Source organism: Rhodoferax sp., assembly GCF_034520025.1.
Lineage (GTDB): Bacteria > Pseudomonadota > Gammaproteobacteria > Burkholderiales > Burkholderiaceae_C > Allorhodoferax.
Genome location: NZ_JAXHNZ010000002.1, coordinates 363685 through 377038, shown reverse-complemented (window position 1 = coordinate 377038; position 13354 = coordinate 363685). Strand labels below are relative to the sequence as shown.

Below are 13354 nucleotides of genomic sequence, written 5' to 3'. Positions count from 1 at the left end.
GGCCTACGCGATCACTGATTGATCGGAAGCGGCTCAGCCCTGTCGGGCCTGTCTTGAATGCGCTTCTCTACCTCGGCTTTGCGGCGTGCAGCTTCTTCCAGTTTGGCTTCGAACGCAGCGCGATTGGCTTGGGCTTGCTCAGGGCTGATCGCAGCCGGCGAGTCATTTACTTCTGGTCGGTCAAGGGGCTGTGGCACCTGCGCTGTTTTGGGTACGCGCTCCGTGACAGGGTCTTTGGCCATTTCTTCCAGCCGCTTGGTTTGCTCGGTTTTCTTGTCCTCAAGCCGTTCCAGCTGTTCGCGTGTGCGCTCCGTCCGCTCTGTATCAAGCAAAGCTAGCTCACGCTTGCGCAAGGCGGCAGCGCGAGCACGCCGTTCAGCGCCCCACTTTGACAAGCAGGCATTGACCGCAAACCGGTCATAGCACGCCGACTCGATACGAGAACCTTCGAACTGCAAATGCTGTCGCTCTGCCTCTACTGCCTCTAGCGAATCAGCAAAGGCGGGCAAGAAAACTACCTGCAGCAAGACCAAGCGGACCACGAAGGACAAAATTTTCATGTCAATCGGGTATCCACCGTACGACGCTCCAGCTCCAAAAACTCTTTGGACTGCATTTCTGTCAAGCGGGACACGGTGCGCGGAAACTCATGCGACATGGGGCCTTCGGTATACAACTGCTCCGGGGCCACATCTGCAGACATGATCAGTTTCACGCGGCGGTCATAAAGCACGTCCACCAACCAGGTGAAGCGTCGGGCTTCGGACGCCATGCGCACCGGCATGTGCGGCACACCACTCAGAAATACGGTGTGGAAACGCGAGGCGATTTCGAGGTAATCATTTTGCGAGCGGGGACCACCACACAAGGTCTTAAAGTCAAACCACACCACACCCCCTGCCTTGCGCAAAGCGCCGATCTGGCGGGACTCGATATGCAGCAAAGGGTCTTCATCATGCTGCTCGGCCAATGCATTGAAGGTCGCCGTCATCGCTGCATCTGCCACAGGGCCATTGGGCACGTGGTAGAGCTTGGCGTCCTCCAAGGTGCGCCGGCGGTAATCGGTCCCGTTATCCACGTTGAGCACCTCCAGCTTCGCGTTCAGCAAAGCAATGGCCGGCAAGATGCGGTCCCGGTGCAGGCCGCCGGGGTAGAGATCATCCGGCTTGAAATTCGAGGTCGTCACAAAGCCTACGCCGTTGTCGAACAGGGCGTTGAGCAAACGGTGAAGGATCATGGCATCGGTGATGTCCGCCACGTGGAACTCGTCAAAGCAAATCAAGCGGTAGCGCTTGGACATGCGCTTACCCAGCTCATCCAGCGGATTCACCGTGCCTTGCAGGTTCACCAGTTCGTGGTGTACCTCGCGCATGAATTCATGGAAATGCAAGCGGGTTTTACGCTTGAGCGGAACGGCATTGAAAAAGCAATCCATGAGGAAGCTCTTTCCCCGCCCTACCCCGCCGAACATATACACGCCCTTTGGGATCTCGGGCCGATTGATCAGCTTCTTGAGGGCATTCGAGCGCTTCGCTTTGTAGGCGGCCCAATCGTTGGCACAACGCTCCAAGGCCTCCACGGCACGTAACTGTGCCGGGTCGGCTGTGTATCCACGCACCTTCAACTCCGCCTCGTAGGCTTCTTTAACGCTCAAGGCTTACTCCGGTATGCTACAAAAAGAGAAGCTGCTAGCGCATATCTGACGTGCGCTAGCAGCTCATTTGGCTTACAACAATTAGAAGTTCAGCGTACGCTTGTCCACGGCCAACGCCGCTTCCTTGGTGGCTTCACTCAAGGAGGGGTGCGCATGGCAGATGCGTGCGATGTCTTCCGCGCTTGCCTTGAACTCCATGGCCACCACGGCTTCAGAAATCAACTCGGAGGCTTGTGGTCCAACGATATGAACGCCCAGGATTTCGTCGGTCGTGGCATCGGCCAAGAACTTCACGAAACCGGTGGTGTCGCCCAATGCACGTGCACGGCCATTCGCAAGGAACGGGAACTGACCGGCCTTGTAAGCCACGCCATCCGCCTTGAGCTGTTGCTCCGTGCGACCGACCCATGCGATTTCAGGGCTGGTGTAGATCACCCAAGGGATCGTGTTGAAGTTGACGTGTCCGTGCTGACCGGCAATGCGCTCAGCCACGGCAACGCCCTCTTCTTCCGCCTTGTGCGCCAACATCGGGCCGCGCACCACGTCGCCCACCGCCCAAACACCGGGCAAATTGGTTTTGCAGTCGCCATCCACCACGATCGCGCCGCGCTCGTCCAGCGCCAAGCCCACTGCCTCGGTGTTCAGACCGATGGTGTTGGGCACGCGGCCGATGGAAATGATGAGTTTGTCGGCTTCTAGCGTCTGGGCTTCGCCCTTGGCGTTGGTGTAGGCAACAGACACGCCCTTTTTGCCGTTTTTGATCTCGCCGACTTTCACGCCCAGCTCAATCTTCAGCCCTTGCTTGGTGAAAGCTTTGAAGGCTTCCTTCGCCACGCCTTCATCCACCGCACCGAGGAAGGTAGGCAGGCCTTCCAAAATAGTCACTTCGGAACCCAAACGCTTCCATACGGAACCCATTTCGAGACCGATCACGCCAGAGCCGATCAGGCCCAACTTCTTGGGCACTTCACCGATGTTCAGAGCGCCGTCGTTCGACAACACATTGACTTCATCAAATGGCGTACCGGGCAATGCGCGGGCATTGGAGCCAGTCGCGATGATGATTTGCTTGCCGGTGATGGTTTCTTCGGCAGCGCCAGCCACCTTGATCTCGTAGCCGCCCTCAGCAGCCTTCACGAAAGATCCACGACCGTGGAAAAACGCGATCTTGTTCTTTTTAAACAAGTACAAGATACCGTCGTTGTTTTGCTTAACCACGGTGTTTTTGCGGGCAAGCATCTTGGCCACATCCATGCTCACGCCGGTGGCCGTAATGCCGTGTTCGGCAAAGTGGTGGTTGGCGTGGTTGAAGTGCTCAGAAGATTGCAGCAGCGCCTTGGAAGGAATGCAACCCACGTTGGTGCAAGTGCCGCCGGGAGCGGGGCCGCCAGCGGCATTCTTCCACTCGTCGATACAGGCTACATTGAAGCCCAGTTGGGCTGCACGGATAGCGGCAATGTAGCCACCAGGGCCGCCGCCAATGACGATGACGTCAAATTGTTTACTCATACAAATTCCTAGGAGTCTGAGCCGCAGAGGGTTCTGCGTAGGTAAAGGAGGAGCCCGCAGGGCGGGGGACACGGAGCAGAGCCCTCTGCGGCTCAAACTCCGGGTCACCTCGGGGAATGATTAGATGTCGAACAAAAGGCGCGCAGGATCTTCCAGCGCTTCCTTCATGGCCACCAGGCCAAGAACGGCTTCACGGCCGTCGATGATGCGGTGGTCATAGGACATGGCGAAGTAGTTCATCGGGCGAACCACCACTTGGCCGTTCTCGACCATGGCGCGGTCTTTGGTTGCGTGCACACCCAAAATGGCGGACTGGGGCGGGTTGATGATGGGGGTAGACATCATGGAACCGAAAGTGCCGCCGTTGGAGATAGAGAAGGTGCCGCCGGTCATTTCTTCAATGCCCAGCTTGCCGTCCTTGGCCTTCTGGCCGAACTCAGCAATCTTCTTCTCGATATCGGCGAAGCTCATCTGGTCTGCATTGCGCAGGATGGGCACCACCAAACCGCGGGGGGAACCCACGGCGATACCGATGTCAAAGTAGCCGTGGTACACGATATCGGTGCCATCGACAGATGCGTTCAACACAGGGAACTTCTTCAGGGCGTGCACAGCGGCCTTGACAAAGAAGCTCATGAAGCCCAGCTTGCAGCCGTGTTCCTTCTCGAAACGCTCTTGCATGCGCTTGCGCATGTCCATGACCGGAGCCATGTTGATTTCGTTGAAGGTGGTCAGGATGGCGTTGGTCGACTGGGACTGCAGCAAACGCTCAGCCACGCGCGCACGCAAACGGCTCATGGGCACGCGCTGTTCAGGACGGTCACCCAGATTCACAGAAGGGGCCGCCACTTGAGGCAAAGATTTGGTGGGAGCGCCCGTGGGGATTACGGCAGCCGCTACCACTTTAGGAGCAGCGGCAGCAGCCAACACGTCACCCTTGGTGATGCGGCCGTCTTTGCCTGTACCTTCAACGCTGGAAGCCACAATGCCGTTGTCGGCCAGCAACTTGGCTGCAGCAGGCATCGCAACGCCTGCCTTGGAGTTGTTCGCCGCAGCAGCGGCTGCCACCGGAGCAGCAGCTGCGGGCGCAGCGGCAGGAGCCGCAGCGGGTGCAACAGCACCGGCCACTGCAGCAGTGTCAATGCGAGCGATCAGCTGCTCGGCAGCCACGGTAGCGCCGTCGGCGACGACCAATTCGACCAGCACGCCGGCAGAGGGTGCGGGGACTTCCATCACCACTTTGTCGGTTTCCACTTCGATCAGAATCTCATCGACCGCGACCGCGTCACCGACCTTTTTCTTCCACTGCAACAAGGTTGCTTCCGCCACAGATTCAGACAGCTGTGGGACTTTGACTTCTACGATTGCCATATCAAATTCTTTCCGTAATGTGTTGTAGGTGTGAAGAGCTGCTGACTTACTTGGTCAGAACAAAACCCTTCAACTTGCCGAAAGCGCCTTCGACCAGAGCCTTTTGTTGCTCTTGGTGCAGGTGGGAATAGCCCACTGCCGGCGATGCAGAAGCAGCGCGGCCGGAGTAGCCCAGCTTTTGGCCGTCCAACATGTTTTCGTGGATGTAATGCTGCACAAAGAACCACGCGCCCTGGTTTTGCGGCTCGTCCTGGCACCACACCACGTCGGTGGCGTTGGGGTACTTTTTCAGTTCGGTCGCAAATGCCTTGTGCGGGAATGGGTACAGCTGTTCCACGCGGATGATGGCGACATCGGTGTCACCCTTTTCTTCGCGCTTCTTGACCAAGTCGTAGTACACCTTGCCAGAGCAGGCAATCACGCGCTTGACCTTGTCGCCCTTGAGCTCTTTGCTCTCGGGAATCACGGTCTGGAACGCACCCTTGGTGAACTCGGACAGCGGAGATGTCGCGTCCTTGTTACGCAACAAGCTCTTGGGCGTCATGATGATCAATGGCTTGCGCAGGTTACGCACCATCTGACGACGCAACACGTGAAAGATCTGGCTGGCCGTAGTCGGCTGCACGATCTGCATGTTGGTATCAGCCGCCAATTGCATGAAGCGCTCCAGGCGGGCTGAGCTGTGCTCAGGGCCTTGGCCTTCGTAGCCGTGCGGCAGCATCAAAGTGATGCCGTTCACACGGCCCCACTTCACTTCGCCGGACGCAATAAATTGGTCGATTACCACCTGAGCGCCATTGGCGAAGTCGCCGAACTGGGCTTCCCAGATCACCAAGGTGTTCGGGTCGTTGGATGCGTAGCCGTACTCAAAGCCCAACACCGCTTCTTCGGACAGGATGGAGTCGATCACGACAAACGGAGCCTGCTTGTCGGCCACGTTTTGCAAAGGCACATAGGTGCCGGCATCCCACTTCTCACGCTTCTGGTCGTGAATCACGGCGTGGCGGTGGGTAAAGGTACCGCGTCCGCAGTCTTCACCCGACAAACGCACAGGGTAGCCGCTGGCCACCAAGGATGCGAAAGCCATGTGCTCGCCCATGCCCCAGTCCACATTGATTTCGCCGCGGCCCATCGCTGCGCGATCGTCGTAAACCTTTTTCACCAGCTGGTGAGGTGTGACGCTCTCAGGAATGGTGGTCAGCTTTTCAGACAAACGCTTCCACTCGGTCAGCGGAATGGCTGTGTCGCCAGCATCCGTCCACTTTTTGCCGAGGAATGGAGACCAGTCCACCGCGTACTTGCTCTTGAAGTTCGTCAGTACGGGGTCAACCGTGTGCTTGCCGGCATCCATAGCTGCGCGGTATTCCTTGACCATGGAGTCACCGAGCTCGGCACCCAAACCTTGAGCGGCCAGCTTGTCTGCGTACAACTTGCGGGTGCCGGGGTGGGCACTTATCTTTTTGTACATCAAAGGCTGTGTGAGCGAAGGCGTGTCTTGCTCGTTGTGGCCGAGCTTGCGGTAGCAAGTGATGTCCACCACCACGTCCTGACCGAACTCCATACGGAACTCCAAGGCCAACTGGGTCGCCAACACCACGGCTTCCGGATCATCGCCATTCACGTGCAACACGGGCGATTCAACCATCTTGACAATGTCAGTGCAGAACGCGCTGGAGCGCATGTCGCGGGGGTCAGAAGTGGTGAAACCGATCTGGTTGTTAATGATCAGGTGCACCGTACCACCAGTGGTGTAACCACGGGTCTGGGCCAAAGCCAATGTTTCCTGGTTGACACCTTGGCCGCCGAAGGCCGCATCGCCGTGCACCAGCACGGGCAGCACTTGGGAACCCTTGGGGTCATCACGGCGGTCCATACGGGCGCGAACAGAGCCTTCGACCACCGGGTTCACGATTTCCAAGTGAGATGGGTTGAACGCCAGAGACAGGTGAACGGGGCCACCAGCAGTGGACACGTCCGAGCTGAAACCCTGGTGGTACTTCACGTCGCCAGCAGGCAGTTCTTCAGGGGCGGTGTGGTCAAACTCAGCGAACAGGTCCGCAGGCATCTTGCCTAGGGTGTTGACCAGCACGTTCAGGCGGCCGCGGTGGGCCATGCCGATCACGATTTCCTGGATACCTTTGGCGCCGGCTTGCTGAATCAGCTCGTCCATGGCGGCAATAAAGCTCTCGCCACCTTCCAAGGAGAAGCGCTTCTGACCTACGTACTTGGTATGCAAGTAACGCTCCAGGCCTTCAGCCGCAGTCAGGCGCTCCAGGATGTGCTTTTTCTTATCTGCGTTGAACTGGGGCTTGCTGCGGGTTGCCTCCAGCTTTTGCTGCCACCAGCGCTTCTGGTTCTGGTCGGTGGTGTACATGTACTCCACGCCAATGGTGCCGCAGTAGGTTTCACGCAAAGCGTTCATGAGCTCACGCAGGCTCATGGATTCTTTGCCGAAGAATGTGTTGCTGATGTTGAAGACCGTTTCCTGGTCCGCATCGCTGAAGCCGTAGAACGAGGGCTCCAATTCGGGGATGTCATCGCGCTCGATGCGCTTCAAAGGGTCCAAATCAGCCCAACGTGCGCCGACATTGCGGTAGGCCGCAATCAACTGCTGCACAGCAGTGCGCTTGCGGCCCATTTCGGAATCGGCACCAGTGGCAACTACGGTCTGTTTGACGCCTTTTTTTGCCAGATCAACAAACGCGTTGATCACGGGCATGTGGGCTACGTCTTTGGCGGTGCTGCCGTCAGAGGCGGGAACGTGTTGCAGCGCATCGAAATAATCGCGCCATGTGTCGGGAACGCTACCGGGGTTGGCCAGATAGTTCTCGTACATCTCTTCGACGTACGGAGCGTTGCCACCAAACAGGTAGGTGTTGTTTTGATAGGTTTGGTACACGGTGGAACCCGTGTTCGCCCCTTTGGAGTTTGAATCACTCATCTTGCGCTGACCTCCGTTCCCCTTCAGGGAACATAAGCTGGTTAAAGCTGGTTAATTAACCTTCCGCGACACGGCTGAACCGGTTGGCGGATGCGACTGTGGCATGGGAAGGGCCTTCATTGCAGGGCGGATTGTGCCACTGAATGATTTTGAGGGATAGTAAAGACTTGGCGAGGGTATGCGCTTCGCGCATACCCTCATGCCGATTTATGCAAGCAGCTCGCGGATCTGCTGCAGTGCGCCGGGGTCTTCCATGGTGGTCAAGTCACCGGGGTCGCGACCCTCACACACTGCCTGAATGGCGCGGCGTAGCAACTTGCCGCTTCGGGTTTTGGGGAGAACCGAGACAAACCGCACCCGCGCCGGGCGCCCCACGGCGCCATTCGACTGGTCGACCACTTTCATGATGTCGCCTTCCAGCTTGAGTTTGGCAGCCTCATCGCCTAAGCCACTGGCATCTTTCACCACCACAAAGGCCACTGCCACCTGCCCCTTGAGCGCGTCTGCCACCCCCACCACGGCAACTTCAGACACATTGGGATGGCTGGAAATGCTTTCTTCAATCTCCCGGGTGCCCAAACGGTGGCCCGCCACGTTGATCACATCGTCGGTGCGCCCCAGAATAAAGAAGTAGCCATCCTTGTCGCGAACAGCCCAGTCGAAGGTGCTGTAGAGCTGCTTTCCGGGAATGCTGCTCCAGTATGTCTTCACGAAACGCTCGTCGTCACGCCACACGGTTTGCATACACCCTGGCGGTAAGGGGCCTTCAATCGCCACTACACCTTTTTGGTCAGGACCGGTAAGCTCTTCCGAAGTGTTTTCATCGATTAACTTGATGTTGTAGCCGTACATAGCGACACCCGGGCTGCCGAACTTGCTCGGTGCTTTTTCAACCCCGTTCGCAATCGTCAGGATCGGCCAGCCGGTCTCTGTTTGCCAGTAGTTGTCGATGATGGGCTTGCTCAAGCTCTGGCTGATCCACTGGGCGGTCGGCTCATCGAGCGGCTCCCCGGCCAAAAACAAGGCCCGCAGGCTTGACAGGTCGTATTTACTCAACAGCGCCGGGTCTTGTTTCTTGAGCACCCGCACCGCTGTTGGCGCGCTGAACATGACGGTCACCTTGTATTTCTCGACCAGGCTCCACCACACTCCGCCGTCGGGCCGGGTCGGCAGGCCTTCGTACATGATGGTGGCCATGCCGGCGATCAAAGGGCCATAAATGATGTAACTGTGCCCCACCACCCAACCGATGTCGCTGGTGGAAAAGAAGGTTTCCCCCGGGTTGCCGCAAAAAATATACTTCATGCTGGCCGCCAAGGCCACTGCGTAGCCTCCGGTATCGCGCTGCACCCCCTTGGGTTTGCCGGTGGTGCCACTGGTATACAAGGTGTAGCTGGGGTGGGCTGAATCCAACCAGACACACGGAACTTGGGTTTCCAAGTGGGCTTGGCGCAACTCAGCCCACAGGTGATCCCGCCCGGCGACCAGCTGCATCGGGGCCAACTTGCGGTCCACCATCAGTACCGCGGCTGGCTTGTGACTGGAGGTGGCAATCGCCTCATCCAACAAGGGCTTGTACTCCACTACTTTGCCGCCGCGTGAGCCGGCGTCTGCACTCACGATCACCACCGGTGAAGCGTCTTCAATACGAGAGGCAAGCGAGCCTGCAGCAAAGCCGCCAAACACCACCGTATGGATCGCACCAATCCGGGCACACGCCAACATGGCAAACGATGCCTCGGCAATCATGGGCATGTAGATCAGAACCCGGTCACCCTGCTTGACGCCCAAGGCTTGCAATGCGGCGGCCATGCGCTGCACTTCCGCATGCAGTTGCGCAAACGAGTACACCTGCTCGGTATTGGTTTCGGTAGAGGCGGCAATCAACGCGGGCTGGTCCGGGCGGGTTATCAAGTGCCGGTCGACCGCGTTGTGGCAGAGATTGGTGGTCCCGCCGACAAACCATTTGGCGAAGGGGGGGCGGCTGTAGTCGCACACTTGGGTGGGCTGGGTGCGCCAGTCGATCATCCCGGCCTGTTCAGACCAAAAGCCATCGCGGTCATCGATGGAACGGCGGTAAAAATCGGCGTAGCCTGTCATTGTTTGTCTCCGGTCGGACCTATAAAACTGAATTCATAATTATGGAGAGCCAACTTGCTGCAAGCTGACTTTTCACGCATCCTGATCTACGCCCATCACGAATTCACAAAAAAAGCGGCGGTCTCTTAAGACTGCCGCTTTTTGAATAGAGCCACCCGTAAATGCGTCGGGCTTACTTGATCAGCGCTTGCGCCTCTTTAAAAACCGGGTGCTCCGCAGAGCGAATCCATTCAAAGACCACCATCTCGGTGGTTACCAATTCGGCACCGGCACCAGCCAGCCGGTCAAAGGCGGCGTCACGATTACGCTCGGTGCGCGAGCTGCAAGCATCGGTCACCACCCACACCTCAAACTCGTCTTCTAGAAGGTCTAGTGCTGTTTGCAGCAAACACACATGGGCTTCACAACCGGCGATCACAATGGCACCGCGCTCAGAAGCCGCAGGCTTCTGCAAATGCTTGGGCAAGCTACGGGCATTGCCCTGCACCGGCTTGGCCGGTGGGCGCAACCATTCGCCCAAGCCTTCTTCAATCGCGCTGAACTGCATTTTGTTCAGCACCTTGGCACGCGCTTCGGCCAGCGCAGCCGCCAAATCCGGCACCGTATGACCCAGGCCGCTCGGGTTTTGCTCTGTGTAGAAAGCAGGCACTTCCATTAACGCCGCCAGCTTGGCCAAGCGCACCGCATTGCCCAGCACCAATTCAGATTCAAACATGGCGGGCATCAAGCGCGCCTGGTAGTCCACCAGCACCAACTGGCTTGTGTCGACATCCATCAACATAGCGAAATCCTTCTCAAAAAACGTAGCGCGAGCATAACCTCCCGAGCGCTCAGGGCCTCCCGGTTATCCCGCCTCACACAGAATATCCAAGCGAATCAATGCGTTAGAGGTGAAATCAAATGTATCAGACCGCTTGACACACTGGCCCTCCCCCACTAGAGTGCGGCGATGCGTTTTTTCCTTGCCTGTGCCCTGATGCTTACTTTGAGCGTCGCCCACGCCCAACAATCCCCCGCCCCCAGCGATGACATGTCCCGCTTGTTGGCGGAGCGCGGCTTGCTGTCCCGGATTGGTGATGTCGGCAACAAAGTTGGTAACCGCGCTACCGAATTGGTCACGAACTCCATGGCGTTTCTGGGTGTGCCCTACAAACGCGGCGGCACCGAGGCCGACATCGGTTTTGATTGCAGTGGCTTTGTGCGCGCCATCTACCAGCAAACTGCCGGACTGTTATTGCCGCGCCAGGCTTCCGAGCAAGCGGCGGCCACTCAAAAAATTGACAAACACGAGTTGCAACCCGGCGATTTGGTGTTCTTCAACACCATGCGCCGTACCTTTAGCCACGTCGGCATTTATGTCGGCAACGGCAAATTCATCCACGCCCCCAAGCCAGGCGCTGAAGTGCGGGTGGAAGACATGGGTATCAGCTATTGGGCCAAGCGCTTTGACGGCGCCCGTCGGGTCAACACCGAACAGCAGCCCTGAAACGCCAAGTCGCCGCAACGGCGCACTTTGGCTGGGTTCACTGTGAACCTCGATCTCTTTGGCGACTCGTCGCCCACCCCTGCACCGCCCCACATGCTCTGCCCTGGCGCTTACGCCTTGGCCGGCATGGCCGTTGCGGACGCTCCTGCGCTGTGGGCGGAGGTACAACGCATCACCCAGATCAGTCCTGTGGCGACACCTCAGCACGCCGGGCGGGCTTCGCATGTCGGTAGCCATGAGCAATTGCGGACCCTGGGGATGGGTGAGCGATGCAGCAGGCTATCGTTATCAGCGGCTTGACCCGCTCACTGGCGCTCCTTGGCCGGCCATCCCGCCAGCCTTCAAAACCTTGGCAAACCACATGGCAGCGCTTGCTGGCTACCCCGGCTTTGAGCCAGATGCATGTTTGATCAACCGCTATGCGCCCGGCGCCCGCATGAACCTGCACCAGGACAAAAACGAAGTCGACTACGGGGCGCCTATCGTGTCGGTGTCGCTGGGTCTTCCGGCCGTGTTCGAGTTGGGCGGGCTGGAGCGGGGGGAGCCGGTGCAAACCGTGCTGTTGCACCACGGTGATGTGCTGGTGTGGGGTGGCCCTGCCCGGCTGCGCTACCACGGAGTGCGCGCTGTGCCGCATGGCAACCACCCTTTGACGGGCGCTTGCCGCATCAACCTGACGTTTCGCCAAGCGGCCTAGGGTCAACCCCCATCTGGTTTGGAGTCGCGGCTCAAAACTGCACCCCAGCGACAGCAGGCCCCCGCACTTGCCCCCACAATGCCTGCTGCCAAAGCGCGGCGCCACAGAATGAGCGCTACGCCCACCTCTATTGTCAGGAGCCACCGTATGAGCCAAGCCAATCAAGACGCCAACCCGCAACTGATGCAAACCACCTTCGAGGCGCAGCGGGCCACTGCGCTGGCCTGGCGCCAGTCCACCGCGGCCGAGCGTATTGAACGCCTGGAGCGGCTGCGCATCAGCCTGATGGCGCACAAAGAGGCACTTTACGAAGCCTTTGCCGCCGACTTTCACAAGCCCCGCTTTGAAGTCGATGGCACCGAAATCGTGCCCAGCTTGGACGAAATCCGCCACAACATCAAATGCCTCAAGGGCTGGATGCGCCCTACCCGCATCCGCGCCACCGAGCTCACCATGGGCAACAGTGCCCATGTGCAGTACCAGCCCCGTGGCCGCTGCCTGGTCATCGCGCCCTGGAACTACCCGCTCTACTTGATGCTCAGCCCGCTGGTCTCCGCCTTGGCGGCGGGAAACACTGCCATCCTCAAGCCCTCAGAAATGGCGCCGCGCGTGGCCCAGGTGCTGGCCAGCATCGTGACCAAGGCCTTCCCGGCGCATGAAGTGGCTTTGTTTGAAGGGGCACTGGCCACCTCGCAAGCCCTGCTTGCCATGCCGTTTGACCACATCTTCTTTACCGGCTCACCCGGCCGTGGGCAAAGTAGTCATGGCGGCAGCGGCCAAACACCTGACCAGCGTCACCCTGGAGCTGGGCGGCAAGTCCCCCACCATCGTGGACGAGACGGCCGACCTTCAAAAGGCGGCTGAAACCATCATGTGGGGCAAGTTTGTCAACGCCGGTCAGACCTGTGTGGCACCCGATTACCTGTATGTGCACGCCGCCGTGCGCGACGCGTTTGTGGCCGCCTGCCAGGCCGTCATCAAGGCGCGCTATGGCGACAGCGCCCAAAGCCAGCGCAGCAACGCCGACTTCACCCACATCATCAACCAGCGCCACACCCAGCGCATCGAAGGCCTGCTGAAAGACGCCACTTCGCGCGGCGCACGGGTGTTGAGCGGCGGCGAGGTGGACACAGCCGGCAACTACATTGCCCCCACCTTGGTCGACAACGTGCCCATGGACTCCACCTTGATGCAAGAAGAAATCTTCGGCCCGGTGCTGCCCATCCTGCCCTACACCGACCTGCAACAGGTGATTGAAGCTATCAACGCAGACCAAAAGCCGCTGGCCCTCTACATCTGGAGCAACAGCCAGACCAATATCGACAAAGTGCTCACGAACACCAGCTCTGGCGGGGCTTGCGTCAACCACTGCGTGCTGCATGTGGCCCATGGCAACCTGCCCTTCGGCGGGGTCAACAACTCCGGCATCGGCAGCTCGCACGGCATTTACGGCTTCAAGGCTTTCTCGCACGAGCGCGCGGTGCTCAAGGGCGGCTGGCTGCCCAGCATCCGCATGTTTTTCCCGCCCTATACGGCCGGGCGCGCGCGCATCATGAACCTGCTGGTGAAATGGGTAGGGCGCTAGACGCTTGCAAC

Annotated in this window: 10 protein-coding genes and 1 pseudogene; 4 read left to right on the top strand and 7 right to left on the bottom strand. The window is 58.8% G+C overall.

Annotated elements, in window-relative coordinates; translation table 11 throughout:
- Positions 1–11: 11 nt before the first annotated feature.
- The 7 genes from U5L73_RS10025 to U5L73_RS09995 form a co-directional block, all read right to left on the bottom strand.
- Entirely contained in the window at positions 12–560 is a 549-nt protein-coding gene (locus tag U5L73_RS10025; protein ID WP_322562224.1) for a hypothetical protein, read from the bottom strand.
- Entirely contained in the window at positions 557–1654 is a 1098-nt protein-coding gene (zapE, locus tag U5L73_RS10020; RefSeq protein WP_322562223.1) for a cell division protein ZapE, read from the bottom strand. The genes U5L73_RS10025 and zapE overlap by 4 nt, the downstream gene beginning before the upstream one ends.
- An 81-nt stretch (positions 1655–1735) precedes the next feature.
- Entirely contained in the window at positions 1736–3163 is a 1428-nt protein-coding gene (gene lpdA, locus U5L73_RS10015; protein ID WP_322562222.1) for a dihydrolipoyl dehydrogenase, read from the bottom strand.
- Positions 3164–3283: 120 nt separating this feature from the next.
- Positions 3284–4534: a 2-oxoglutarate dehydrogenase complex dihydrolipoyllysine-residue succinyltransferase gene (odhB, locus tag U5L73_RS10010; protein WP_322562221.1), complete on the bottom strand. Its 1251-nt coding sequence runs from the start codon at positions 4532–4534 to the stop codon at positions 3284–3286.
- Positions 4535–4580: 46 nt separating this feature from the next.
- Positions 4581–7475, bottom strand: coding sequence for a 2-oxoglutarate dehydrogenase E1 component (locus tag U5L73_RS10005; protein WP_322562220.1), 2895 nt, complete (start codon positions 7473–7475; stop codon positions 4581–4583).
- A 207-nt stretch (positions 7476–7682) separates the two neighbouring features.
- Positions 7683–9575 (bottom strand): propionate--CoA ligase, encoded by a 1893-nt coding sequence (locus U5L73_RS10000; protein WP_322562219.1) that lies wholly within the window; start codon positions 9573–9575, stop codon positions 7683–7685.
- 172 nt (positions 9576–9747) lie between these two features.
- On the bottom strand, positions 9748–10356 hold the full coding sequence (locus tag U5L73_RS09995; RefSeq protein WP_322562218.1) for an isochorismatase family protein: 609 nt from the start codon (positions 10354–10356) through the stop codon (positions 9748–9750).
- 168 nt (positions 10357–10524) lie between these two features.
- Here U5L73_RS09995 and U5L73_RS09990 point away from each other — a divergent pair, with 168 nt between their 5' ends.
- The 4 genes and pseudogenes from U5L73_RS09990 to U5L73_RS09975 all read left to right on the top strand — a co-directional run bounded on the left by U5L73_RS09990 (position 10525) and on the right by U5L73_RS09975 (position 13343).
- Complete coding sequence (locus U5L73_RS09990; RefSeq protein WP_322562217.1) at positions 10525–11061, top strand: C40 family peptidase; 537 nt, start codon at positions 10525–10527, stop codon at positions 11059–11061.
- A gap of 42 nt (positions 11062–11103) precedes the next feature.
- Positions 11104–11758, top strand: a pseudogene (gene alkB / locus U5L73_RS09985) (DNA oxidative demethylase AlkB).
- A gap of 147 nt (positions 11759–11905) precedes the next feature.
- Positions 11906–12622, top strand: coding sequence for an aldehyde dehydrogenase family protein (locus U5L73_RS09980; protein ID WP_322562216.1), 717 nt, complete (start codon positions 11906–11908; stop codon positions 12620–12622).
- Positions 12522–13343 (top strand): aldehyde dehydrogenase family protein, encoded by an 822-nt coding sequence (locus U5L73_RS09975; RefSeq protein WP_322563488.1) that lies wholly within the window; start codon positions 12522–12524, stop codon positions 13341–13343. The genes U5L73_RS09980 and U5L73_RS09975 overlap by 101 nt, the downstream gene beginning before the upstream one ends.
- Positions 13344–13354 lie beyond the last annotated feature (11 nt).